The 26,433-nt window shown below is 39.5% G+C and carries 24 protein-coding genes; 13 read left to right on the top strand and 11 right to left on the bottom strand.

Annotated elements, in window-relative coordinates; translation table 11 throughout:
* The first annotated feature begins 234 nt into the window (after positions 1 to 234).
* The 3 genes from phoB (at position 235) to brnQ (ending at position 4,068) form a co-directional block, all read left to right on the top strand.
* A complete protein-coding gene (gene phoB, locus CBE70_RS09830) occupies positions 235 to 924 on the top strand; it encodes a phosphate regulon transcriptional regulator PhoB (protein WP_023580900.1) in 690 nt (229 codons plus the stop codon).
* Positions 925 to 947: 23 nt separating this feature from the next.
* Complete coding sequence (gene phoR / locus CBE70_RS09835) at positions 948 to 2,246, top strand: phosphate regulon sensor histidine kinase PhoR (protein ID WP_100159211.1); 1,299 nt, start codon at positions 948 to 950, stop codon at positions 2,244 to 2,246.
* Between the two features lie 478 nt (positions 2,247 to 2,724).
* Positions 2,725 to 4,068 (top strand): branched-chain amino acid transport system II carrier protein, encoded by a 1,344-nt coding sequence (brnQ, locus tag CBE70_RS09840; protein ID WP_100159212.1) that lies wholly within the window; start codon positions 2,725 to 2,727, stop codon positions 4,066 to 4,068.
* Between the two features lie 65 nt (positions 4,069 to 4,133).
* Here brnQ and CBE70_RS09845 read toward each other — a convergent pair whose 3' ends face one another.
* The 11 genes from CBE70_RS09845 to CBE70_RS09895 all read right to left on the bottom strand — a co-directional run bounded on the left by CBE70_RS09845 (position 4,134) and on the right by CBE70_RS09895 (position 16,623).
* A complete protein-coding gene (locus tag CBE70_RS09845; protein ID WP_100159213.1) occupies positions 4,134 to 5,420 on the bottom strand; it encodes a type II toxin-antitoxin system HipA family toxin in 1,287 nt (428 codons plus the stop codon).
* The gene (locus tag CBE70_RS09850) at positions 5,410 to 5,703 is read right to left on the bottom strand and encodes a helix-turn-helix domain-containing protein (RefSeq protein ID WP_100159214.1); all 294 of its coding nucleotides are present in this window, start codon (positions 5,701 to 5,703) and stop codon (positions 5,410 to 5,412) included. Before CBE70_RS09850 ends, CBE70_RS09845 begins: the two co-directional genes overlap by 11 nt.
* Positions 5,704 to 5,815: 112 nt before the next feature.
* Positions 5,816 to 6,784 carry a protein YdhT gene (gene ydhT / locus CBE70_RS09855; protein ID WP_100159215.1) on the bottom strand — a complete coding sequence of 323 codons (969 nt, stop codon included), beginning with the start codon at positions 6,782 to 6,784 and terminating at the stop codon, positions 5,816 to 5,818.
* A 25-nt stretch (positions 6,785 to 6,809) separates the two neighbouring features.
* The gene (gene phsC / locus CBE70_RS09860; protein WP_100159216.1) at positions 6,810 to 7,607 is read right to left on the bottom strand and encodes a thiosulfate reductase cytochrome B subunit; all 798 of its coding nucleotides are present in this window, start codon (positions 7,605 to 7,607) and stop codon (positions 6,810 to 6,812) included.
* The gene (locus CBE70_RS09865; RefSeq protein WP_100159217.1) at positions 7,604 to 8,275 is read right to left on the bottom strand and encodes a 4Fe-4S dicluster domain-containing protein; all 672 of its coding nucleotides are present in this window, start codon (positions 8,273 to 8,275) and stop codon (positions 7,604 to 7,606) included. The genes phsC and CBE70_RS09865 overlap by 4 nt, the downstream gene beginning before the upstream one ends.
* Before the next feature lie 66 nt (positions 8,276 to 8,341).
* Positions 8,342 to 9,055, bottom strand: a complete 714-nt coding sequence (locus CBE70_RS09870) for a YdhW family putative oxidoreductase system protein (RefSeq protein ID WP_232797387.1) — start codon at positions 9,053 to 9,055, stop codon at positions 8,342 to 8,344.
* A 22-nt stretch (positions 9,056 to 9,077) separates the two neighbouring features.
* Positions 9,078 to 11,180, bottom strand: coding sequence for an aldehyde ferredoxin oxidoreductase (locus tag CBE70_RS09875; RefSeq protein WP_100159219.1), 2,103 nt, complete (start codon positions 11,178 to 11,180; stop codon positions 9,078 to 9,080).
* Between the two features lie 52 nt (positions 11,181 to 11,232).
* Positions 11,233 to 11,862, bottom strand: coding sequence for a ferredoxin-like protein (locus CBE70_RS09880; RefSeq protein WP_006535141.1), 630 nt, complete (start codon positions 11,860 to 11,862; stop codon positions 11,233 to 11,235).
* 614 nt (positions 11,863 to 12,476) lie between these two features.
* Positions 12,477 to 14,237 (bottom strand): gamma-glutamyltransferase, encoded by a 1,761-nt coding sequence (gene ggt / locus CBE70_RS09885; RefSeq protein ID WP_100159220.1) that lies wholly within the window; start codon positions 14,235 to 14,237, stop codon positions 12,477 to 12,479.
* Positions 14,238 to 14,537: 300 nt separating this feature from the next.
* Positions 14,538 to 15,140 carry a peroxiredoxin C gene (locus CBE70_RS09890; RefSeq protein ID WP_100159221.1) on the bottom strand — a complete coding sequence of 201 codons (603 nt, stop codon included), beginning with the start codon at positions 15,138 to 15,140 and terminating at the stop codon, positions 14,538 to 14,540.
* An 895-nt stretch (positions 15,141 to 16,035) separates the two neighbouring features.
* Positions 16,036 to 16,623 carry an acyl carrier protein phosphodiesterase gene (locus CBE70_RS09895; RefSeq protein ID WP_100159343.1) on the bottom strand — a complete coding sequence of 196 codons (588 nt, stop codon included), beginning with the start codon at positions 16,621 to 16,623 and terminating at the stop codon, positions 16,036 to 16,038.
* Between the two features lie 107 nt (positions 16,624 to 16,730).
* Between CBE70_RS09895 and queA the strand changes: the two genes are divergently transcribed.
* From queA to thiL, 10 genes are all read left to right on the top strand, one after another.
* Entirely contained in the window at positions 16,731 to 17,804 is a 1,074-nt protein-coding gene (gene queA / locus CBE70_RS09900) for a tRNA preQ1(34) S-adenosylmethionine ribosyltransferase-isomerase QueA (RefSeq protein WP_100159222.1), read from the top strand.
* 183 nt (positions 17,805 to 17,987) lie between these two features.
* Entirely contained in the window at positions 17,988 to 19,130 is a 1,143-nt protein-coding gene (gene tgt, locus CBE70_RS09905) for a tRNA guanosine(34) transglycosylase Tgt (protein ID WP_036911729.1), read from the top strand.
* Positions 19,131 to 19,215: 85 nt separating this feature from the next.
* Entirely contained in the window at positions 19,216 to 19,551 is a 336-nt protein-coding gene (yajC, locus tag CBE70_RS09910; RefSeq protein ID WP_006535133.1) for a preprotein translocase subunit YajC, read from the top strand.
* A gap of 32 nt (positions 19,552 to 19,583) precedes the next feature.
* Positions 19,584 to 21,431 carry a protein translocase subunit SecD gene (secD, locus tag CBE70_RS09915; protein WP_100159223.1) on the top strand — a complete coding sequence of 616 codons (1,848 nt, stop codon included), beginning with the start codon at positions 19,584 to 19,586 and terminating at the stop codon, positions 21,429 to 21,431.
* A gap of 10 nt (positions 21,432 to 21,441) precedes the next feature.
* Positions 21,442 to 22,410 carry a protein translocase subunit SecF gene (secF, locus tag CBE70_RS09920; RefSeq protein ID WP_100159224.1) on the top strand — a complete coding sequence of 323 codons (969 nt, stop codon included), beginning with the start codon at positions 21,442 to 21,444 and terminating at the stop codon, positions 22,408 to 22,410.
* Between the two features lie 116 nt (positions 22,411 to 22,526).
* On the top strand, positions 22,527 to 22,976 hold the full coding sequence (gene nrdR / locus CBE70_RS09925) for a transcriptional regulator NrdR (RefSeq protein WP_006535128.1): 450 nt from the start codon (positions 22,527 to 22,529) through the stop codon (positions 22,974 to 22,976).
* A 70-nt stretch (positions 22,977 to 23,046) separates the two neighbouring features.
* Positions 23,047 to 24,201 carry a bifunctional diaminohydroxyphosphoribosylaminopyrimidine deaminase/5-amino-6-(5-phosphoribosylamino)uracil reductase RibD gene (ribD, locus tag CBE70_RS09930; protein WP_198585711.1) on the top strand — a complete coding sequence of 385 codons (1,155 nt, stop codon included), beginning with the start codon at positions 23,047 to 23,049 and terminating at the stop codon, positions 24,199 to 24,201.
* Positions 24,202 to 24,413: 212 nt separating this feature from the next.
* A complete protein-coding gene (ribH, locus tag CBE70_RS09935) occupies positions 24,414 to 24,884 on the top strand; it encodes a 6,7-dimethyl-8-ribityllumazine synthase (protein WP_100159226.1) in 471 nt (156 codons plus the stop codon).
* 28 nt (positions 24,885 to 24,912) lie between these two features.
* Positions 24,913 to 25,326, top strand: coding sequence for a transcription antitermination factor NusB (gene nusB / locus CBE70_RS09940; protein ID WP_006535124.1), 414 nt, complete (start codon positions 24,913 to 24,915; stop codon positions 25,324 to 25,326).
* Positions 25,327 to 25,429: 103 nt separating this feature from the next.
* Positions 25,430 to 26,413 carry a thiamine-phosphate kinase gene (gene thiL, locus CBE70_RS09945; RefSeq protein WP_100159227.1) on the top strand — a complete coding sequence of 328 codons (984 nt, stop codon included), beginning with the start codon at positions 25,430 to 25,432 and terminating at the stop codon, positions 26,411 to 26,413.
* Positions 26,414 to 26,433: the final 20 nt, after the last annotated feature.

Genomic DNA, 26,433 nt, shown 5'->3' on the forward strand with positions numbered 1-26,433 from the left:
ACCTTAACAACAGGGATCTATTTCAGTAATGTTAAGGCTAGTCATAAATCTGTCATAAAATTACATCATAATCATTTTGACCCTCTATACTCGTCATCCTTCAAGTTGCAGGGGTGTTGGCTACGCTCAGCTACCCGAATCATATACATGAGTATGCTCATCGGGATATCTTTGCTTGCCGCCTATCTGCAACTCGAATGATTTAGAGTATATATACATTACACAGGATAGAGTATGGCAAGGCGTATTCTTGTTGTTGAAGATGAAACCGCAATTCGAGAGATGATCTGTTTTGTTTTAGAACAAAATGGTTTTCAACCTATAGAAGCAGAAGATTATGATTCTGCATTGAGCTTTCTTATTGATCCTTACCCTGATCTGGTTTTATTAGATTGGATGATCCCCGGTGGATCAGGCTTGCAAGTAATAAAACAGATGAAGCGGGAAAGCAACACCCGCGATATACCCATTATTATGCTAACGGCAAAAGGGGAAGAAGAAGATAAAGTCCAAGGGTTAGAAACGGGTGCGGATGATTATGTTATCAAACCGTTTTCACCTAAAGAGCTTGTTGCCCGAGTGAAGGCGATTTTACGACGTTTATCACCGATGTCCGCAGAAGATATTATTGAATTCAATGGACTCGGCCTTGATCCTGTTTCTCATCGAGTCACAAGTCAAGATAAACCTATCGATATGGGGCCTACCGAATTTAAACTCCTGCACTTTTTTATGACACATCCTGAACGCGTGTATAGCAGAGAACAACTGCTAAACTATGTTTGGGGAACCAATGTTTATGTCGAAGACCGTACTGTTGATGTGCATATTCGTCGTTTACGTAAAGCCATTGAAGAAGATGGCCATGACAGAATGATACAGACAGTACGTGGAACGGGATATCGTTTCTCTGCCCGTTTCTAAGTCAATATGGGAGTAATCGTCAGGTGTTAGAACGACTATCGTGGAAAGCCCTCGTTTGGGGGCTATGTCTATTTTGCTTGCCTGCCTTTATATTATCGCTTTTTATCGGGCATCTTCCTTGGTTGCTGGTGGCATCGCTTCTCTGTGCCCTTGTGTGGCATGCCTATAATTTGCTGAAATTATCTAAATGGTTATGGTTAGATCGCTCTGTATTGCCCCCTGAAGGAAGAGGAGGATGGGAGCCTATTTTTTATGGTATTCGACAGACTCAACAACGTAATCGTAAACGACGCAGAGAATTAGGCGATTTAATTAAGCGTTTTAGAAGTGGGGCTGAAAGCTTACCCGATGCTGTTGTGATGATGACAAATGAAGGGAATATTTTTTGGTGTAATAGCCTTGCTCAACATTTATTAGGTTTTCGCTGGCCTGAAGATAACGGGCAAAATATTTTTAACTTATTACGTTATCCTGATTTTTTGCACTATTTTACCGCAGGTGATTTTAGTCGCCCTTTAACCATTTCACTCAATAATGGCTCTATTGTTGAGTTTCGTGTGATGCCATATAGCGAAGATCAGCGCTTGATGGTGGCGCGTGATGTGACAGAAAAAAATAAACTAGAAAACTCACGACGTGATTTTTTTGCTAATGTCAGTCATGAGTTAAGGACACCATTAACCGTTATTCAAGGTTATCTTGAAATGATGGAAGAAAATAGTGTAGCAAAACCCGCAGAGCATAAGGCGATAGTCACGATGCAAGAGCAAGCTAAACGTATGGATACGCTTGTTCAGCAACTCTTACAGCTTTCTCGTATCGAGTCTGCTCCTCATATTGATTTAAACAAGATTGTTGATATTCCAGCCATTTTGGCTTTATTACAACAAGAAGCTAACTCACTAAGCCAAGGCCAACATCAGATTATTTTTGATGTTGATGAACAGTGGGCTGTTCGTGGTAATGAAGAACAACTGCGTAGTGCAGTTTCTAACTTAGTGTATAACGCGATTAATCACACTGAAGAAGGCACAACAATCAAAGTTAGTTGGAAGAAAATCCCCCAAGGCATGTTATTTAGTGTTTCAGATAATGGGGCGGGGATCAGCGCAGAACACTTAACACGTTTAACCGAACGTTTTTATCGCGTTGATAAAGCTCGCTCTCGTCATTCTGGTGGTACTGGGTTAGGTTTGGCGATTGTGAAAAAATCGTTGCTTCATCATCATTCTCAATTGAATATTGAAAGTAAAGTGGGTGTCGGGAGTACGTTCTCTTTTATCCTTCCTCAAACATTGCTTACCGCGAAAAAAACACACTAGAAGTATGTCTTTTTTAAAGCCTTTATCACTTGTATTCATGCAGTGATAAAGGTTTTTTTGCCCTTTTTCCATCTTTTTAATATCAATAAAAACTAATATCGTAGCGTTAAATTTTAATATTATTAATTAATGGTAACTTTAAATGATACCAATATTCAATATTATTGGTGATGAAATGCACAAATCATATCATGTATATTCGATGATATATGACAGTTATAACTAGTGCTGAAAAATAGTTTAGATAATTATTCTGGTTTTTGGATTGGCTATTGCCTTTTTTCATTATAAAAGTTTTACTTGTGACCCGTTATCGGCAATTTTTTCTATTTAGTACCTAATTGCTCTACATGAAATGATTATATATGGATATTATCCTGAATAATGTTGGTATGAGCTTAAATAGATATTGTTGATTTTATGTTGCGCTACATTGGCGTATTTTAACTATTATTGTAACTACATATTAACAAAACTTATGGCACATAGATTAGCTTCCAGAGATATTCTGGCATTAGGGTTTATGACATTCGCCCTATTTGTTGGCGCAGGCAACATTATTTTTCCTCCAATGGTGGGTTTGCAATCAGGTGAATTTGTTTGGACAGCCGCAATTGGCTTTTTGATCACTGGTGTAGGTTTACCTGTTTTAACGGTTGTTGCATTGGCAAAAGTCGGTGGTGGTATTGAGGCATTAAGCACTCCTATTGGTAAATCAATGGGATTATTATTAGCCATCGTGGCTTACCTTGCCGTTGGTCCTCTTTTTGCAACTCCTCGCACTGCAACGGTTTCTTTTAAAGTGGGTATAGCCCCTTTAGTGGGTGATACGGAAATGTCATTGCTGATTTATAGCATTGTCTATTTCTTAATTGTAATTGGCATTTCACTTTACCCCGGTAAATTATTAGATAGCGTTGGCCATATTCTTGCTCCTATTAAAATCTTAGCGCTCGCTGCATTAGGCGTGGCTGCGGTATTTTGGCCTGCTGGTGGCGCTATTCCTGCTACTGATGCTTATCGAGATATGGCGTTGACTCAGGGCTTTATTAACGGTTACCTCACCATGGATACATTGGGCGCTATGGTTTTTGGTATTGTTATTGTTAATGCGGCTCGCTCTCGGGGTATTGATAACTCATCACTGTTAACACGTTATACTATGTGGGCGGGAATTATTGCGGGTGTATTGTTAACTGCAATCTATTTGAGTTTATTTAAATTAGGCTCTAGTAGTGGCAGTATTATTCCGGGTGCTCAAGATGGCGCTGATATTTTACATGCCTATGTTCAGTACACTTTCGGTAATTTTGGTAGCTTCTTCTTAGCCGTACTGATTTTCTTAGCCTGTATGGTGACTGCCGTTGGTTTAACTTGTGCATGTGCTGAGTTCTTTAGTCGTTATTTACCTATCTCTTATCGTGTATTAGTGTTGATTCTGGCGATATTCTCAGCCGTTGTATCAAACTTAGGATTAAGTAAGCTGATTGAGTTTTCTATTCCTGTACTGATTATGATTTATCCGCCTTGTATTGTGATTATTTTAATGAGTTTCACATTACGTCTGTGGAATAACCCAAGCCGTATTATCGCGCCAGCAATGGCTGTTAGCTTATTTTTCGGTATTTTTGATGCGATAAAAGCCTCTGACTATCTGAAACATTTATTACCAGAGTGGGCAACTAAATTGCCATTAAGTGAGCAAGGTTTAGCGTGGTTAATTCCTGTTCTCATTACTATTGTGGTTTGTGGTATTTATGACAAAGTTGTCGGTTCACACCATAAAAAAGTGATCCATACTGAAGCCATCAATAAGCAATAAAATGCATTGAAAACATATGGATTTAAACGTAAAAAGGGAAACGAAAGTTTCCCTTTTTGTTGGAATTACAGTAAGTGTCGATTTTCTTTTAAACGATCAGCAAGTGTTTTTTCTATATCTGCTCGTATTAATTTGGAAACATCATATTCTTTGGCAAGTGATGAGAATCGAGCAATAACATCAACGGTATGATGAATATACGCTTGTGCTTGTTGCCAACTTTCAAAACCAGCTATTTCAGCAAGTTGCTTTATTGTATTTAATGGTGGCTTTTTACCATATCCAGCAAATGAAGTGATATGTTCATTTCTAGGATTGGGATTATAAGTCACATCATAAAAAGGGGCTGGCTCCCAATGTCCATCATCATATTGTAGAAATGACCAATTTTTACTGTGATCATCTTGATTAGAAGCGAATAGATTAAAAATGGCTCGTTTAAATTGGAGTTGCCCAGCTGAAACTGATTTGCATAGTACACGATTTACTTTGATTAAATCTTCATAATCTAAAGAAGGTAACCTAAAATCAGCATCTAGTAATCCGCATGCGCTGTGCATGATTAAACGCCCTGATTTACCAGAACTATTTGTGATACGATCAAAACGTTTTAATGCTAGCCAAGATTTTCCATTACTGTTTTTAGGAACGTCAATAAGTCGCCATTGTGGAGGATTAAGCTCTAGCTCTTTTGCTAGAGTGAGATAGATGGCTTCACATAGTCCTTCATCGTGACCAAGAGGTAAGTTTTTGGACGTAAATTTGATCAACCACGATTCATCACCTTCTTCTTCATATGTTTTACATTGATTAAAATCGTCCTGATTAAAATAAAGTAACGCTTTAGGTCTCGCCCCTCCAGAGCTACCAACAATAGCAAGCTCAGATAAAACGGTTTCTGTTTGCCCGTCAAATACAGCTTGTGCTTCTAACCCTAAATTAATCAAGTCAACTTCAAAATGTTCATCTGTTTGATAGTCAGAGATAGGTAAATAAGATAATCCCCCCATACCTTTATTACTAACAAAGGCTAGCCTGTCCATTGCTGTAATTTCATGTGGTTGTATGCCGTGTTGGCGAAAAATTCTATCTTGTAATAATCGTCCCCACCCATCAGGTAAACTATCAGAGAAAATCCCATGCAAATTACCATGAGGTTTTTTAGGTGCAATTTGTAAATCTGTATTATTTTTTAGATTAAAAGGAGAGCTATTACCATATTGTGTTAAATAGTGTGCATCGTATTGAAAAAACACATCATTATTATTTTGTACTAATGCCCCCATTAAAACGGGATCGCCTGTAGACAATGTCCGTATTACATTTAATTGTTTTATTGGCTTAAAACTCATCTTGCAATACCTCCTCAATCGTTCTTGGTATACGAGGCTTATTGACTTTTTTAGGGTCAACAACGGCATAAAGATTATTTAAATCATCAAGGCATTGCCAAAGTAACAATAACTGACGTAGTGAAATTTTACCTTGTAGTTCAAATTTTTTGATCGTTGATGCTGGGACGGTACTGCGCTCAGCAAGTTGTTCGCGTGACCATTTTTCTTTTTCACGCAGTTTTCGTAAATGAGTAGCAAAGGCTCGACTTACATCGAGATCAGTAAGTAATGAGAGTTTCATTGTTAGCTCTAAATATAAAATGGATACTATAATGTCTAATTATAGCATAAAATGGCCATTTTAGACATTATAGTATCCATTTAAGGAAAGTAGATTCAGTGGGAATTTTCTATTAATTATGAGTTTTAGTAAAATTATCCATTGCTACTGGACGTTGTTTTTCATCTAAATAGTAATGAACACCTGCTTCAATGCCGTCTTCTCCTTCATAGAAAATATTAAAGCGAGTGCGCTTGCCATCATGATAAGCAATTACAGCACTGCCACCTTTTCCTAAACAGAATTGATGGAGATTACCTGTTGATATACAAATACTGTTATCACCAGATACCGTGACTTTACAGTTATCGCCGGTGTTAATTGCTACGGCGTTTTTTCCACTAACATTGATTTGCGCTAAATCACCTGTGTTAGTGATTTTGGCTCGATCTTGAGAGGCAGTAATGAAATTACGCGTACCACTATTTGCGATATGAACACCATTACCTGAGGCATAAATTTTGACATCATTACCACTATTACAAATGCGGGAGCGTCCGCCTAAGCTGCCAATGCGACATTGATTACCCGTATTACATACTTTTCCTGCAAAACCAGTATTTATCAATTGATTGTTATAACCTGTGTTGGCAATGCTGTTTTCATCGCCAGAAAAAGCCACAATATTATTACTCCCACACAAAGCAAGATCGGTGCTTAATTGCTGACTTTTTAAGATCAATTGATGCCATTCGGTAGAAAATTGAATATTTTCAGATGTTGGCAAAGTGCTGTGATATGGCAGGCGTTGTAATGTCACACCTTGCTGTTGTTCATTGCCGAGCAGGAACAAGATGTTTTCCATGACTTCTTGTTCCTGTTTGGCAAAGGATGCTTCACTAAAATGACGTAAATAAATATATTGAATAAAGCTTTCTATCCACTGTGTACGGCGCTGTTTTATTAACTCACTATGGATAGCACTGTAAGTGCCTCCATCAGGAAAATAACGCAAAAACCAACGATAAAGCGAAGTTGAAACATGCAGCTGTCGTAAGTCTTTTTTTGTTAATCTAATATTTTCCTTTGAAGGGACTGACATATAAGCTCCTTAATCCATGTATTAATTAGTGTCTATGGTAACCATCAACCATACTGCGAAATGTTTGGAATGGTGTTTTTCCTGTTGTACACAGATAAAGGTGACCAATGATAAAAAAGACACTACATACAGCTAATATTTGGTGTGCAATTAATAACCATGCTTTAAATATTACGGCATCAGCAGGAATAAATGCTGGGTTTTGCAGTAAAACACCCGTTATCAAAAGCAGTGGAACTAATGCATACATCACACCTAAATAAGCCATTTGTTGCAGTGGATTAAATTTAACATTGGGTGTTGCTGGGAAGGGGTGATCTTCGCCTTTGATAATACCGTAGAGGTAAAAACGAACCTGCATTAAGGCGCGTTGTAACCAATTTTTACCATCAATACGGTAAAACTTGCCATTACCACCCACAAGGTTAATCAGGACAAAGGATAACCAGCACACTAAGAGCAGATAACCACAGATCTCATGTACGCTAACTAATAACGCGGTATCGTGTGCAGAAAGTAGGGCAAAATGGTTAATGCCACCACTGAGAAGTAACAGGATAAATAAAGAGGCATTACTCCAGTGCCACAAACGCACTGCTTTAGAGTAAAGATAGAGCTTCTCTTCTTTATGCGACTCACCGTGTGGTGTGGCAAAGCGATAACGCAAGAAGCCATGCAGTGCAAGAACAAGCAACATTCCCACTAAGAGTACACCTGCAACAATTAGCCAAAGGGGAAAATAGTCAGGCGTATAGATTAAAACATACTCTTTTAGTGCGGCTTGGAACTGAGCGCTGTCTGGCATTGTATTGACGATACTCATACTTTACCCTCCTCTTGAACATGAGGCCCTACACGGCGATAAAGATGTGGTTTTCCTACACCATCAAGTTGATAAATATAGTAATCGTGTGTTTTGAGCCATTCTTGAATTTGAGGGCTGTCTTCTCTGCCAAATAACAAGGCATTTTGTGGACAAGCGCTCACACAAATCGGTGGGAAACCTTTTTGTAATCGAGACTCAAGACAAAAATCACATTTATCAGCAACATGTGTCACCGGGTTAAGATAACGGACTTGGTATGGACATGCCGATATACAATAACTACAACCAATACATTTCTCTTTATTAACACGAACAATGCCATTGGTTTCATCACGCCAAGAAGCACCCGTAGGACAAACCGAGATACAAGGGGCATCTTCACATTGTTGGCAAGAGTGTCTAAAGAAATGGTATTTATCGTTATCTTCTTTGAGGCTTAATGGAATATGAGCAATATCCATTCGAGCCATTCCATTGGGTACTTTATTTAATCGACGACATGCAGTGGCACAGATATTACAGCCATTACAGAGCGTCTCATCGTGGATCATGGCATAGCGGATAGGTTTTTTTTCTGCTGTCGCTGCAAGCGCACTTCCTAGTGGCGCGCTGAAAAAAATGACCGATCCCATACCTGCTACAAATTTACGGCGAGAAACACGCATTATTTTTGCTCCTCAGTCTGATGATGTTGTAATACCCACATCGAATTTCGTTGATAAGGCAGAACGTTAAGGGTTTTCATGTTGTTCTACCTCAATCCATTCAGTTAAGCCTCGTGCTTTGCCGTAACTCATTAACGTATTGCTAAAGAGATAAGGGGCATCGTTGGACGCTAAAACTTGCTGAATATCCTGAAAATCAGGGTGAGTTTTCATCAGTGTCAGTGCATCTTCAATCTCTGAAGCCGTGTACTGAAAAGGTTCAGACATCAACATGCTTTGTTTCAATGGTCGAGGATAAGTTTCGCATTCAAAACGAACGACACCTGCAATTGCTGTACAAATATCCGCATGGCGGTTTAATAATTGCAGTTGTGCGAAATTATCTGACATAAATTCATCAGAGTAGAAATAATCCTCGCCATTGAGACTTAAATGGGCGATATCAATAAACTCGTCGCTCTTTAACGCGATTTCTAACTGTGCAATATCCTCTTCAGTCAGAGAATAGGGTGCATCATACAGCGTTGAAATAGCTAACAGTTCACCTTCTTTTGAACATTGACGTATCGCATTCGCTAGATGTTGTTCGGCAGATAATTCTGCTATCTCTGCAACGGGTTCTTCTACGATATCCGTTGAGGTGTTAGCACTACGTCCAACACCTGTTTCTGATAGTGGCAGTAACCAACGGCGACGAGAAATATCAGGTTGCTCTAAAGCAATATCTGCATCATCAGCGATATCTTGTGGTATAGAAGCCGATGCACTTTGTTCTATCATCATGATCTCCTTCTTTTACCTATTAACTTGGTAATAAACCACGAGACGCTAAATCGTCTGCAACATCTTGTAATCCAAGGCGAACTAAAGTTTCTTTTGTTGGGCAACCTAATTTAGGATCCCAGCCCATTTCTTCATAGAACATGGTGAGAGAAAGCTGCATATCTGCTCTGTCCATTTTGTCTGTACCTTCAGTAAAGACTGGAATATCAGGATCTTTATCAAATACCCATGAACAGATTTGGTCATGCTCATTACGCATATCCATGGTGTTCATTAATTTAACGGTATAGGCGCGGTGTAGAGTGAAGATACGCTCTGAGGCTAAATCCAGATCTTTAGAAGTCGTTGGTTCACCGGTGATCGCGGTAAAGAATTTAGCTTCCATTTCTAAGTCACCACGATAATTACGGCTCTTATGAGGAGAAACTGTCATTGGCCATACCCAGTTACATAAGGTAACTGCATCGTGTAAGCAACTACGTAAAATTGTCCACTTGGTATAAGCAATTTTGGCTTTATTGATTGGTGTATAGTTTTTAGTTTCATCAAAAGCATCACCAGAGCCAAATAGCTCTCCTGCAATCTCTTTTTGTAGTTTCAGTGGTAAACCACTGCCGATATAGTTGATATGTGTATGTGTCATCGCATCACGGTTAAACATACAGTTAACGATAGAACCAACTTGAGCCGATGCTTCATTCGCGTGGTGAATAGGGAAGCCCATTGGCGACCAAAGTTTGTTTTTCTTGTCAGCCCAATACTCTTCACCTAAATTCCAGCGCTGTGCAATTAGATAAGAACCATCAGCAAGGTGGCTAAATTCACCTTTGCGATGAGCTAAACGATAGTAGAATTCTTTGATAAATTCAGGGTTACCTTCTTCCAGTTTATCCCATGGAATTTCATTGTATTCAGCTTCAGGTAATACGCGTTTAAAGACACCATGGGTATAGCAATAAGTGAAGTCACGATGAAGTTGACCGTAGTTACACCAAAGTCCCATATCATCAAAAATATTAAGACCCACGAGGTTACCTACAACGTTACCATCTCCTTTTTTCTCAACATCTTTAGGACCATTAGGGAAAATAGTTGTGTGAACGAAGTTAGCGACACAAGTGTTACCACCTGTTTGCGGTACACCAAATTTTTTCGCTTGTGGAACATTGAGTTGAGCCATACAACGGATAGGGCAAGAGTGACAACCACCCATTTTTACAGTGTATTCTTCTGCTTCTGGTCCTAAGTCAAAGGTCGATTTCATGGTTCTGAAACCAACAGTATTGATATCACCAGGAGGGATTTCACCTGTTTCAATTGGGCCACCTTCAGCAGCTCCCCAATAGAGTCCTTTGCGAGCATTCCAACGAGAGCCTGGGTGTGAATACTCTGCCCAAGATTGCGGTGTACTTGGTACAACGTGGTTATTATTAGAACCAATTAATTGCGTCATCATGTAGTCGTTAAGTTCTTTTAACGCTTTACGATCAGCAACGTTAACGCCTCGGCTGCCTTCGACAACAATTGCTTTTAATTTTTTAGCCCCTAACACGGCACCAACACCCGCACCACCACTGTGATTACGGCTATTAATAATGCCAGATAAAGGCACAAGGTTTTCACCCGCAGGACCAATTGCGGCGACACAAGCTTCAGGGCTTGTTTGAGCACATAACTCTTCTGTGGTTTGACGAACACCTTTACCCCATAAGAAAGAGGCATCTTCAATAGAAACTTGGTCATCATCAATATGGATCCAAACAGGTTTATCTGATTTACCTTCAATAATCAGAGAGTCATAGCCTGCAAACTTCATCCATGCTGCGAAAAATCCACCCATGTGAGCATCAACCACGAGATTGCCACGAGTAAAGGTGGAAAGAGAGGTGATATTGACGCGGGAGCTACAAGGTGCGCCAGATCCAGTTAAAGGACCTACTGCAAAGACAACTTTGTTTTCTTCATCAAAAGGTTTAACGCCGGGAGCAACCTCTTCGTACATAATTTTGTAGCCAAAACCCATACCACCAATCAAGGATTTATACTTGCTTGAGCTTTCACGAGTGATGGCACCGGTTGTTAAATTGATTCTTAGAATATTTCCAGTCCAGCCGTTAGTCATAATATTGCTTCCTAATCTAAATGTGGTTCAGTGATGTGATTGTCTGGATTTATTAAACAGTAATTTCTTTCCATTCAATGATTTGCAACGCGCCTGTTGGGCACGCTGATGCACACTCACCACATAAATTGCATTTGCCGGATTTTTTAGTTTGTGGGTTGACGGTTGCCATCATCCACGGACAAGCTGTTGTACAGGCGGCACAACCAATACAACGACGTGTATCAACGACAATACAGCCGAACTCTTCTTGATAACGGATAGCTTTGACTGGGCAGACCTTCATACATTCAGGATCTTTACATTGACGACATGTATCTGTTGTAAAGTTTAAATCGCCATAAAGTCCACCACCGGAGCCAATACCTTTATCACCAAAATAAAAATGACGATGGATTTTGGTGCGTGAGAAGAATGATCCAACGCTTCCATCATTCCATGTTGTACATGCTGTTTCGCAACGGTGACATCCTGTGCAACGCGCTCTATTTGTGACTAAAACGCCTTTAGGTGTTGTTGTTAATTGAATTATTCCGCTGTCTATTTCTTCTTGCTTACAACCTAAAAGAGAAAGCAATGCGGGTGCTATTGTGATCCCTGCAAGCCCTTTACCGGATATTCGCAGAAACTCTAGTCTTGATAGCCCAATATCTAATATTGGACGATGATGTGTATCAGACATTAATATTTATCTCCGCTTAACTAATTTTATTAAGAAATAAGTTGTGATGATAAATTCTTTATTTACCCGCTTGCTTTATCGTTATATAAAAAATATAATAACGATATCGTTAGCAGATAGATTATAGATTTCAACTCTTTTTATGATTAAAAAACACGTTGTAAGAAAATGTTAAATATTTGTGTTTACAATGTGTTATCTCCATTTTTTACGTATTTTTATTATCCTTTCTGATAGTGTGGTTATTAAAAAATTTATTCTGTGATTACTATCATAGAAATAAAAATAATTCGTGTTATTTAATTTGTTTAATTAAATGATTATTATTTTTATCTGTAATTACGAAAGAGAATAACTACTATTTATATATATTCTATTATTGAAATTGAATTAAAGGTGATTTGTTCTTGTATTTTATTTAATGTTATTATTTTAATAATTAATTGATATTCGATATTAATTATCGATTAAATGAAATATGAGTTTTGATTATTATTAATAGCTACAAATATGAATAAATTGTAAAACCATGACTAGATCATTTTTATAAAAAAAGAAACCTTATCTAATTAAGAAAAGGTTTCTTTTGTTTGTTTCATCATTTGTTTTTATGGTTAGTAACCCACGGCTTTCCCCGCAGGGCGACGAACATCATTTGATCCATAAAGATAACCTTCACGCACTGCACCAGAAACAGCTGAGTCATTACCTGATGATGCGGGTATCACACCTTCTTCTCCGGGAAGTCCAACCATAATCAATTCAGCTGCTCCCCACGGGGTTTGTTCTACCATTTTATATCCCATAGCTGAGAGTTTTTCTAAAGTGTCTTTTGATAATCCTCGTTGTTCATAATAAACCTCATCAGGTAGCCATTGATGATGAATACGAGGGCTATTAACCGCTTCTTGTGGTGGCATACCGAACTCAATAATATTCAGTGCAGTTTGTAAGGTAATTGAAATAATACGTGAACCCCCCGGTGATCCTAAAATTAAGAAAGGTTTGCCTTCCTTTGTCACAATGGTTGGGCTCATCGACGACAGTGGGCGTTTTAATGGGGCAATGCTATTACGTTCACCTTGTACTAAACCATAGAGGTTTTTCTCGCCAACTTTGGTTGTAAAATCATCCATTTCATTATTGAGGAAAAAACCGGTTCCTGGTGCAATAACAACGGCACCGAAACGACCATTTATAGTATAAGTGGTTGAAACTGCGTTACCATTTTTATCTATAACTGAGTAGTGTGTTGTTTCAGGGCTTTCATGAGGAGCGATACCGGGTTGTACATTTTCTGATGGCGTTGCTTTGTTGGGGTGTATTTGTTGGCGAATATCTGTGGCATAAGCTTTGCTGAGTAACTTTTCTGTTGGATTGTTAATAAATTGAGGATCACCAAGAAAGGTGTTTCTGTCCATATAAGCATGACGCATTGCTTCCGTTAGAGTATGAACATATTCAGCTGAATTAAAGCCCATCGATTTAAGATCATAACCTTCCAAAATATTCAGGGTTTGGCAGATAGTGACTCCGCCTGAACTTGGCGGTGGTGCAGAAATAAATTCGTAACCCCGATAAGTACAGGTGATAGGTTTGGTTTCGGTGATAGTGAAGTTTGCGAAATCATCTTTGGTTAGCATTCCCTTATGCTGTTTTGAGGCCTCTTCTACTTTTTTAGGAATTTCACCTTGATAAAAAGCCTCAGCACCTTGCTTTGCAATAAGCTCAAGCGTATTGGCTAAATCAGTCTGAATTAAGCGATCACCGGGTTGCCATGCTGTTCCATCTGGTTTTAAGAAAATTTTTGCCGACTCAGGATCTTGTTTAAAGCGTTCTGTTGTTGTTTCTAATACATCAGTATCAGCACGCGTTAAAATATAGCCTTCTCTTGCAAGTTTAATCGCAGGCGCCATCACTTCTTGGCGTGAAAGAGTGCCATATTTTTCCAACGCAGCATCAAGCCCTTTTACCGTACCAGGTACACCTGAAGCGAGATAGCCATATAAACTGGCACCTTTAATTAAGTTACCTTCTTTATCTAAATACATATTTTTAGACGCTGCGGCAGGCGCGGTTTCTCTAAAATTAATAAAAGTATTTGTGCCATCAGCAAGGTGTATTGTCATGAAGCCACCACCACCAATATTACCGCAGCAGGCATTTACGACAGCTTGCGCATAACCAACTGCAACGGCAGCATCTATCGCATTTCCCCCTTTTTGTAAAATATCATTCCCGACTTGTGATGCTAAATGTTGAGAAGAGACAACCATACCATGTTGTGCTTCGACAGCGGGTTCATAGGCCGCATAAAGTGAATGTGAAAAAAGAGCGGTGAGTAACAGCAGGTGAGTCTTTTTTATAGTAATCATTATTATCTCCATCTATAACAGGGAGTTATATTTAATAAATACAAATATAGAGTTTTACGCTGTTATTAATACGAAATTAACAATTGCGTAACAATAATTATAGAGAGAGGTTATTGGTGATGAGAATTTTTTTTGATGTGATGATCACAAAACTATCTTTAAGCAGGTAAACAATACGCTTGTGTATAACTTATTGCAGTAATAAATAGAGTTGATAAGAAATAAATAGATAAGTGCTGAATAAACAAAAAAAGCCTGTTTTTTCACAGGCTTTTAGAAATGCATTAGCTTACTGAACGATTACAGTTTGCTTGAGTTTGCTTTCAGATATTTAGCAACGCCGTCTGGAGATGCGCCCATACCTTCTTGACCTTTTTCCCACTGTGCAGGGCACACTTCGCCGTGTTCTTCATGGAATTGCAGTGCATCAACGGTACGGATCATTTCATCAATGTTACGACCTAATGGCAGATCGTTAACGACTTGGTGACGAACAACGCCTTCTTTGTCAATCAGGAATGAACCACGCAGAGCAACGCCTGCTTCTGGGTGTTCGATACCGTAAGCTTTGATAATGTCATGTTTGATATCCGCAACCATTGGATATTTAACTTCACCAATACCGCCATCATCAATTGGCGTTTTACGCCATGCGTTATGAACAAATTCAGAGTCCATAGAAACACCGATGATTTCTACGCCACGTTTTTTGAATTCTTCAAAACGGTGATCAAATGCAATCAGCTCTGAAGGGCAAACAAATGTGAAATCCATTGGCCAGAAGAAAATAACGGCAGGTTTGCCTTTGATAAATGAATGCAGGTTGAAATCATTAACAATTTCACCATTACCTAAAACGGCTGCTGCGGTGAAATCAGGGGCTTTGCGAGTAACCAGAACCATAATGTACTCCTGTAAATTGAAAGAGTTTATACCCGTCATATTTCAAGTTGTAGCGTTGTTGACTGCGTTCATTCGCACTAGTCACATACTTTTGTATGCTCCTAGCGACTCATTCACTTGTCGCCTAGCTACACTTCGAACTATTTAGGGTAAATTCAGGGTGTATACCTTGTTTATACCCGTCATATTTTAAGTTGTAGCGTTGTTGACTGCGTTCATTCGCACTAGTCACATACTTTTGTATGCTCCTAGCGACTCATTCACTTGTCGCCTAGCTACACTTCGAACTATTTAGGGTAAATTCAGGGTGTATACCTTGTTTATACCCGTCATATTTTAAGTTGTAGCGTTGTTGACTGCGTTCATTCGCACTAGTCACATACTTTTGTATGCTCCTAGCGACTCATTCACTTGTCGCCTAGCTACACTTCGAACTATTTAGGGTAAATTCAGGGTGTATACCTTGTTTATACCCGTCATATTTTAAGTTGTAGCGTTGTTGACTGCGTTCATTCGCACTAGTCACATACTTTTGTATGCTCCTAGCGACTCATTCACTTGTCGCCTAGCTACACCTCGAATTATTTAGAGTAAATTCAGGGTGTATACCCTGTTTTTAAATGATGCATACAGCATAAATAATCAATCGCTATTGATAAAGTCAAACAGAACAATCTATTTGATAGATTATAGCTATCAATTTAATACAATAAAGTAGGATTATTTATGACTCCTTGTATAACGATTCATTCTAATCAACTTTGGAAATGAATACTATGCTTGTTAACAAGTCGTTATGAATAATATGATAAATTGACTTGGCATCTTTTTGATATATCAAATGTAATTCTACAATATGACAAAAAGATGAAACTCAAAATGGTAGTTAAATGTATCAGTCATCAAGTTGGTGATGCTGTGCTCTTTCTAACAATTGTGGATAAAACTGCCAAAAAATCTCACTTAATTCATCGTAATGTGTTTCAAGTACGATATAAGAGCCAGCGAGCGCACTTAAGCGTGGTCTTCTTCTCGCCATTCCTTTCAATGTTTGAGCAATATATGCTTTGTCAGCATAACGAATTAACCAAGATTGTGACCATAGATACTCATTAAGCTCTTGGAATTTTTCAGGTGTTTGCCATAAATCAGGTTCAATAATATTTCGGGTTTGGGTGACAAATTTAGTTAAAGGTATATCCGGTTCGAATCTTGACCAATTTAAAGAAAGAAAATGATCCCAAAAAACATCTAAGGTAATCGGTGAAACTCGGCGATATTCATCAGGAAATAAAAGGCGAGCTTGTTTGACTAATGGGTGAGTGTCAGTGAGCACATCAATGCGTCTATGCATACGAATACCCTCAATCACAGCTTGGCTGTAATCAGAGCTAGGTGCGCCTTTAACGTAATCTGCCATCATATTGCCTAATAGAGAGCTTTTTGCCCTAAAGGCGAGATGTAAGTGAGCAAGATAATTCATCACATCATCATAGCGCTTTTTGAATAAAAAAGGGCTTCTTTCTTGCACTGATAAGCTGGCAGCACTAGACTAGTCCGCCTGTTTTTTATGAAAGTAGTCGTTTAATTATGCGTGTATCAGACTTTACATTTGAATTGCCAGAGGCATTGATTGCTCACTATCCGCAACCTCAACGCAGTGGTTGTCGTTTGCTTTCTTTAGACGGTGAGACGGGGGCTTTATCACACGGTATTTTTACCGATGTGTTAGATAAAATAAATGCGGGTGATCTGCTGGTTTTTAATAATACTCGCGTGATCCCTGCGCGTATTTATGGTCGTAAAGCGTCAGGTGGTAAAATCGAAGTGTTAGTTGAGCGTATGCTTGATGAACATCGCGTTCTTGCCCATGTAAGAGCCTCTAAATCGCCAAAAGAAGGCGCTGCACTTGTGCTAGGTGAAGATGAAAGTGTACAAGCAACTATGGTTGCGCGTCATGATACACTTTTTGAAATTCGCTTTGATGATGAAAGAGATATTCTTACCATCCTAAATAGCATTGGGCATATGCCTTTACCTCCTTATATTGATCGTCCTGATGAAGAGTCTGATAAAGAGCTTTATCAAACGGTTTATAATGAGCGTCCAGGCGCTGTTGCAGCACCTACTGCGGGATTACACTTTGACGAACCATTACTTCAAGCCTTAAAAGAAAAAGGTGTTGAAATGGCATTTGTGACACTGCATGTTGGCGCTGGTACTTTCCAACCGGTGCGTGTTGATAATATCGAAGAACACACAATGCATTCTGAATACGCAGAAGTACCACAAGAAGTGGTTGATGCTGTATTAGCGTGTAAAGCGCGTGGTAATCGCGTAATTGCTGTAGGTACAACTTCTGTTCGTTCATTAGAAAGTGCTGCAAAAGCAACAAACGATGCGTTAATAGCACCTTTCTTCGATGATACCCAAATCTTTATTTATCCGGGTTATCAATATCAAATTATTGATGCATTGATTACGAATTTCCATTTGCCTGAATCGACTTTAATCATGCTGGTTTCTGCTTTTGCTGGGTATAAAAATACCATGAATGCTTATAAAGAAGCGGTTGATCAAGAGTATCGTTTTTTCAGTTATGGTGATGCGATGTTTATTACTCGTAATCCTTTAGCTATCAATGAAAAAGTAGGACAAGAATAAAGATTTATTATTCTTTTTAACGTTTTTCTTCGTTTTATGAATTGTTATTTCAATTTTATGGCTTAATCCCTTTGACTAAGCACGGGTTTTTGTTGAAGTAACATATACAGCCGTCTAACAAATGATTAGAATGTGCTGTTTTTTATTGCGCATTGGACTGTTTTTCTGATGCTTGGAGGATGAGTGAAATACGAATTAGATAAAACCGACGGTAATGCTCGCCGCGGTCGCCTTATTTTTGAACGTGGTGTTGTTGAGACACCTGCATTTATGCCAGTGGGTACTTACGGCACAGTAAAAGGAATGACACCTGAAGAAGTAAAAGCAACAGGTGCGCAAATTCTTTTAGGTAACACTTTCCACTTATGGTTACGCCCTGGTCAAGAAATCATGAAGTTACATGGTGATTTACATGATTTTATGCAATGGCAAGGTCCTATTTTAACGGACTCAGGTGGTTTCCAAGTCTTTAGTTTAGGCGCGATGCGTAAAATTAAAGAAGAGGGTGTTCATTTCCGTAACCCTATTAATGGCGAAAAGATTTTCTTAAGCCCAGAAAAATCAATGGAAATCCAATACGACTTGGGTTCTGACATTGTGATGATTTTTGATGAGTGTACGCCATATCCTTCAGATTGGGATTATGCGAAAAACTCAATGGAGATGTCATTACGTTGGGCTAAACGTAGTCGTGCGCGCTTTGATGAACTCAATAACAAAAATTCATTATTCGGTATTATTCAAGGCGGTGTTTACGAAGATTTACGTGATATCTCAGTAAAAGGACTAGTCGAAATTGGTTTTGACGGTTACGCTGTCGGCGGCCTTGCGGTCGGTGAACCTAAAGAAGATATGCATCGTATTTTAGAGCATGTCTGCCCTCAAATTCCTGCGAATAAACCGCGTTATTTAATGGGTGTCGGTAAACCAGAAGATTTAGTTGAAGGTGTTCGTCGTGGTATTGATATGTTTGACTGTGTCATGCCAACACGAAATGCACGAAATGGCCACCTGTTTGTAACCGATGGTGTGATTAAAATTCGTAATGCGAAACATCGCTCTGATACATCAACCCTTGATGAACATTGTGACTGCTATACCTGTAAAAATTATAGCCGTGCTTATTTACATCATCTTGATCGTTGTAACGAAATTTTAGGTGCAAGGCTGAACACTATCCACAACTTGCGTTATTATCAGCGTTTGATGGCTGAAATTCGTCAGTCTATTGAAGACTCTCGTTTTGAAGAGTTTGTACACGAATTCTACGAACGTATTGGAAAACCCGTCCCGCCGCTAAATGGCAGTGCGACTAAGTGTGAATAATGTATACGAGAAAGCCCAATTCTGTGTATGATATTGGGCTTATAACTTGAATATCGTCGATATCGACAACAATGAGGAAAAGTGAATGAGTTTTTTCATTTCTGATGCTGTTGCTTCTGCTGGACAAGCAGCACCTGAAGCTAGCTTTATGTCTATTTTACCGATGTTAGTGATCTTTATTCTGATTTTCTATTTTATGATCCTACGTCCACAGCAAAAACGTACTAAAGAACATCGTAAACTGATGGATTCTATTGGTAAAGGTGATGAAGTTTTAACGACTGGTGGTTTAATTGGTCGTGTTGTTAAGGTTTCAGATAACGGCTATATCGTTGTTGCTCTGAATGAAACAACTGAAGTAACTATCAAACGTGACTTTGTTGCCGCTGTATTACCTAAAGGCACAATGAAAGCTATTTAATAACATTTCCCCAAAGGGAAAAGGGAACTGCCGTGCTAAACCGTTATCCTTTGTGGAAGTACCTGATGTTGATAGCCGCTATCCTCATCGGTCTGCTTTACGCACTTCCTAACCTATATGGTGAGGATCCGGCTGTTCAAATCACTGGCGCGCGGGGAACCGCCGCCAATGAGCAAACACTGGATCAAGTTCGATCTTTATTAGATAAAGAAAAAATTGAAGCGAAATCTATTGCACTTGAAAATGGTGCGATTTTGGCTCGTTTCGGTAACCCTGATATTCAGTTACGTGCCCGCGAAGTGTTGTTGCCTGCATTAGGCGACCAGTTCATTGTTGCACTTAACCTAGCACCGGCAACACCAAAATGGTTAGAAGCCATTGGCGGTGAGCCGATGAAACTGGGGTTAGACTTACGTGGTGGTGTTCACTTCTTGATGGAAGTCGATATGGAAACCGCGTTGGGTAAACTTCAGGAACAAAATGTTGAAAGTCTACGTACATTATTACGTGACGAAGGCATTCCGTATTCATCTATCCGTAAAACGGATAGCTATGGCGTTGAAATTCGTTTCCGTAATTCGGATGATCGCTCTAAAGCTTCAGATTACCTAACTCGTCGTAATCAAGATCTCATTTTTAGAGATGGCGCAAATAACTCATTAAGAGCTATTTTTACTGACGAACGTTTACGTGATGCGCGTACTTATGCAGTACAGCAAAACATCACCATCTTACGTAATCGTGTTAACCAGTTAGGTGTTGCAGAGCCATTAGTTCAACGTCAAGGTGCTGACCGAATTGTTGTTGAATTACCGGGTATCCAAGATACCGCTCGTGCTAAAGAAATCTTAGGTGCGACAGCAACATTAGAATTCCGTTTAGTCAATACCACTGTTGATCCTTCTGCTTTAGAAACAGGTCGTATTCCGGGCGATTCAGAAGTGAAATATACCCGTGAAGGTAGACCAACTATTCTTTATAAACGCGTTATTTTAACGGGTGACCACATTACTGACTCGACTTCTCAAGCTGATGAATATGGTCAACCTCAAGTGAATATTTCACTTGATAGTGCGGGTGGTTCTATCATGTCTAACTTTACGAAAGACAACGTCGGTAAACCGATGGCAACACTGTTCGTAGAGTATAAAGACAGCGGTAAACGCGATGAGAATGACCGTGCTGTATTAGTTAAAAGCGAAGAAGTTATCAACGTTGCGAATATTCAAAGTCGTTTAGGAAATAGCTTCCGTATTACGGGTATTTCAAATGCGAATGAAGCACGTCAGTTATCTCTGTTATTACGTGCTGGTGCGTTGATTGCACCTATTCAAATCGTTGAAGAAAGAACGATTGGTCCAACTTTGGGTCTGCAAAATATTACCCAAGGTTTAGAAGCGTGTTTATGGGGTCTGATTGCGTCTGTTGCCTTTATGATAATTTATTATCGTAAATTTGGTGTGATTGCGAGCACTGCATTAATGGCTAACTTAGTGTTAATCGTTGGGGTAATGTCACTATTACCGGGCGCAACACTGACCATGCCGGGTATTGCAGGTATCGTATTAACACTTGCCGTGGCCGTCGATGCCAACGTACTGATAAACGAACGTATCAAAGAAGAGTTACGAAACGGCCGATCAGTACAACAAGCAATCCATGAAGGTTATAAAGGTGCCTTCTCCAGTATTATTGATGCGAACTTAACCACACTGATTACAGCCGTGATCCTTTATGCAGTCGGTACCGGCTCAATTAAAGGCTTTGCTATCACAACTGCAATCGGGGTTGCAACCTCCATGTTTACCGCTATTGTGGGTACGCGTGCGATTGTAAACCTGCTGTATGGTGGTAAACGCGTTAAGAAACTGTCTATTTAAGGAGCACGTTGTGGCACAGGATTATACTGTTGAACAATTAAACCATGGTCGTAAAGTCATTGACTTTATGCGTTGGGACAACGTCGCCTTTAGTATTTCGTTTCTGCTTTTGATAGCATCAATTGCTATCATTTCCGTGAAAGGATTTAACTGGGGACTGGATTTTACAGGTGGTACAGTAATTGAGATCAATCTCAGTCAACCAGCCGACCTTGATAAAATGCGTGATAGCCTAGATGCAGCGGGCTTTAAAGATCCTCTGTTACAAAACTTTGGTAGCAGTCGCGATATTATGGTGCGTATGCCTCCTGTTGAAGGACAGGCCGGCCAAGAATTAGGTAAGCAAGTCATTGATGTTATCAATGCTAAAGTTGATAACGACGCTGTAGTAAAACGTATTGAATTTGTGGGGCCAAGTGTCGGTAGTGAATTGGCGCAAACAGGTGCAATGGCGTTATTATCTGCCCTTATCTGTATTCTTATCTATGTTGGATTCCGTTTTGAATGGCGTTTGGCATTAGGTGCGGTTATTGCACTTGCGCATGACGTAGTGATCACGCTGGGTGTGCTTGCACTTTTCCAGATAGAAGTTGATTTAACCATTGTAGCGTCATTGATGTCTGTTATCGGTTACTCACTGAACGATAGTATTGTTGTATCTGACCGTATTCGTGAGAATTTCCGTAAAATCCGTCGTGGTACGTCTTATGAAATCATGAACGTATCTTTGACTCAGACATTAAGCCGTACCATCATGACATCAGCAACAACTTTACTGGTTGTTTTAATGCTGTATATCTTTGGTGGTTCAATGCTTCAAGGCTTCTCTTTAGTGATGTTAATCGGTGTTTCAATCGGTACTATTTCTTCTATTTATGTGGCTTCTGCATTAGCACTGAAAATGGGAATGAAACGTGAACACTTGATTGTACAAAAAGTGGAAAAAGAGGGTGCCGATCAGACTACACTCTTACCATAATAGAGCGTTTTTCTGATAAAACATCGCAAACACCCTGCCAGTGTATACTGACAGGGTGTTTTTTGTTCACTGAACAGGTACACTGTTTATGAGTATTGTCAAAAGTAGGAATAACTATGCATTGCCCATTTTGTGGAGCCGTAGATACCAAGGTAATTGATTCCAGACTTGTTGGTGATGGTTCACAAGTGCGCCGTCGTCGCCAATGTCTTGTTTGTCATGAACGTTTTACTACCTTTGAAGTAGCAGAGTTAGTGATGCCTCGTGTTGTGAAAAGTGATGAAATACGTGAGCCTTTTGATGAAGAAAAACTTCGTCGAGGTATGCTTAAAGCATTAGAAAAGCGTCCAGTGAGTTCAGATGATGTTGAAGCTGCGATAAGCCATATCAAATCACAATTAAGAGCGACGGGTGAAAGAGAAATCCCTTCAAAAGAGATTGGCAATTTTGTTATGGAACAACTGAAGAAACTCGATAAAGTGGCTTATATTCGCTTTGCTTCTGTTTATCGTAGTTTTGAAGATATCCGTGATTTTGGTGAAGAAATTGCAAAATTACAGGATTAATACATTAATACTGTGCTTTATTTAATGATTTGAAAAATAACGATAAATAATAAAATTACATGTAATTATTATGATAAATAACAACAGCAACAATCCAAGTGAAAATGAAAGCCTGCATGATGAACACTATATGCGCCGAGCCATTGAGCTTGCTGCATTAGGTCGCTTTACAACATCGCCTAATCCTAATGTGGGGTGTGTGATTGTAAAAGAGGGGGAGATTATTGGTGAAGGTTATCACCATCACGCAGGTGGCCCTCATGCTGAAGTCAATGCATTAAAAATGGCAGGAGATAAAGCAAAAGGGGCGACAGCTTATGTCACACTTGAACCTTGTAGCCACTTTGGTAAAACGCCACCTTGTGCTGATGCCTTGATTAATGCCGGAATAAAACGCGTTGTTGCTGCGATGCAAGATCCCAATCCTCAGGTTGCAGGACGAGGATTACACAAGTTATTATCAGCCGGAATTGATGTTTCTCATGGTGTTTTGATGCAAGAAGCTGAGAAATTAAATGTTGGCTTTTTTAAACGCATGAGAACAGGCTTCCCTTATATCCAGCTAAAATTAGGTGCGTCGTTAGATGGTAAAACAGCATTAGCATCAGGTGAAAGCCAATGGATAACCTCTAAAGCATCTCGTCGGGATGTACAAAATTTTCGAGCCCAAGCCAGCGCTATTTTAACGACAAGTGCAACTGTGCTTGCTGACAATCCTTCTATGAATGTACGTTGGGATGAGCTTTCAGATGAAGTTAAAGCGCTTTATCCTGAAGAGACGCTACGCCAACCTATTCGTATTATTACGGATAGTCAAAATAGAGTGACTGAAAATCATAAAATCACTCAAATTGAAGGTGAATGTTGGTTGGCGCGTACAAAATCGCAGCTAAGTGACTGGCAAGGCAATGTATCAGAAATCCTATTACCAACGAATGGCAAAAACAGTGGTGTGGATTTAGTTTTATTAATGATGCAATTGGGTAAACGTAATATCAATACTGTATGGGTTGAAAGTGGCGCTCATTTTGCTGGCGCATTATTAGAAGCAGGGCTTGTTGATGAGCTTATTATTTATATTGCACCTAAAATTTTAGGGAATGATGCACGTGGATTATTTGCACTTTCTCCACTTTCATCCTTGTCCGAAGCTCCTGAATTTACAGTAGATTCTCTCCAAAAAATTGGCTCTGATATCAGAGTTTGCTTAAAACCTCGTTATTAATAGACGCAAATAAGTGTGTCTACGGCGCTATTTGTAGTAAAATAGCGCTGTGTGTGTTATTTCCTGTCGTTACGACATCGTTATCAGCCAACTAAATGCCTTGATTTATCAAGGGTTTTTGGCTCCTTTGCTGTGTAATAATAAAACAGAGCGCAGTAAAGGAAAGAATATGATAAAATCCGCGCCCCGCGGATAGGAGAAAAAGGTAACCTATGAACGTAATCAAAGGTGTTGTCGCGGCGCCAAATGCACGCGTAGCAATTGCAATTGCCCGTTTTAATAACTTTATCAACGATAACCTATTAGAAGGTGCCGTTGATGCATTAGAACGTATTGGACAAGTTTCCTCTGAAAATATTACCGTCGTTTGGGTTCCTGGCGCTTATGAGTTGCCATTAACTGTTAAAGCATTAGCAGAAAGCGACAAATACGATGCAGTTATCGCATTAGGTACTGTTATCCGTGGTGGAACCGCACATTTTGAATACGTTGCTGGCGAATGTAGTTCTGGCCTATCTCAAGTTGCAATGCAAAGTGAGATCCCTGTGACTTTTGGTGTATTAACCACTGAAAATATTGAACAGGCTATTGAACGTGCTGGAACTAAAGCGGGCAATAAAGGTGCTGAAGCTGCAATGACAGCACTAGAAATGATCAATGTACTTAAAGCCATAAAAGGCTAATCATCTGTTTTAACTTAAGGGGAATTTTGTGAAACCTGCTGCTCGTCGTCGTGCTCGTGAGTGTGCTGTTCAAGCTATCTACTCATGGCAATTATCCGGAAATGACATCGCGGATGTGGAATTGGAGTTTTTATCCGAGCAGGATACCCAAGGTGTAGATATTGCTTATTTTCGTGAGCTTTTAGTGGGTGTTGCCATTAATGCAACACGTTTAGATAAGGCGATGGAACCTTATTTATCCCGCCAACTTGAAGAGTTAGGTCAAGTTGAAAAAGCAATTTTACGTTTAGCAATGTTTGAACTTAGCTTCCGTGAAGATGTTCCTTACAAAGTTGCGATTAACGAAGCGATTGAACTGGCTAAGGTATTTGGTGCTGACGATAGCCATAAATTTGTTAATGGCGTGCTTGATAAAGCTGCACCAACTGTACGTAAAAAATAACGTTTTTCACGTTTCCTCTATGGTAAATAATTCAAGGCCGGTATTTCCGGCCTTTTGTTTAATAAAGCTAGTCTAGTATGCATAGCTCAATAGGAAATAGATAATGCCTTGTGGTGAATTCTCCCTTATTAAGCAATATTTCACTTCACAACCTGTAAAACGAAAAGATGTGAGTACAGGAATTGGCGATGACTGCGCAATATTAACTGTGCCTGAAAAGCAACAAGTTGCTATTAGTACTGATACTTTAGTAAGTGGCATTCATTTCCTTCCTTCTATCTCACCTGAAGATTTAGCCTATAAAGCACTTGCTGTAAATATTAGTGATTTAGCTGCCGTTGGCGCAGATCCTTCTTGGGCTTCATTAGCTTTAACACTTCCTGATACAAACAGTGAATGGCTTGAGGCATTTAGCCGCTCCTTCTTTGCATTAGCTGATTATTATGCAATCCAGCTAATCGGCGGTGATACCACGCGTGGCCCTTTAAGCTTAACAATCACAATACAAGGGCTAGTTCCACAAGGAACGGCATTATTACGTTCAGGAGCTAAAATTGGCGATTGGATCTATGTTACGGGTTTTTTAGGTGATAGTGCAGCAGGGCTTGCTGTCTTACAAAATAGATTACAGCCGACAGAAAAAGAGAATAGTGATTATTTTGTTGCACGGCATTTGCGCCCTCAACCTCGTTTACTACAAGGTCAAGCATTACGCCATTTAGCGACATCTGCGATTGATATTTCTGATGGCTTGATTTCAGACTTGAATCATATTCTCACGGCAAGTGGTTGTGGTGCTCGCTTAAATTTAGATGCATTACCTTACTCGCCAGCGATGAAAGCAGAAGTGAGCGAAGAACAAGCGGAGGTTTGGGCATTAAGTGGCGGTGAAGATTACGAACTTTGCTTTACAGTACCTGAAATAAACCGTGGCGCTTTAGAAATTGCATTAGCGCATACCGGCGCAGATTTTCATTGTATAGGGCAAATTATGCCGATTGCTGAAGGTATTCGTTATTTACGTGATGGTAAAGATGTTTATCCTAATCTTAAAGGCTTTGATCACTTTAGTGAGTGTAACGAGTAAGGTTTACTTAAACAAAAAGG

The sequence above is a fragment of the Proteus columbae genome (assembly GCF_002777965.1).
GTDB lineage: Bacteria > Pseudomonadota > Gammaproteobacteria > Enterobacterales > Enterobacteriaceae > Proteus > Proteus columbae.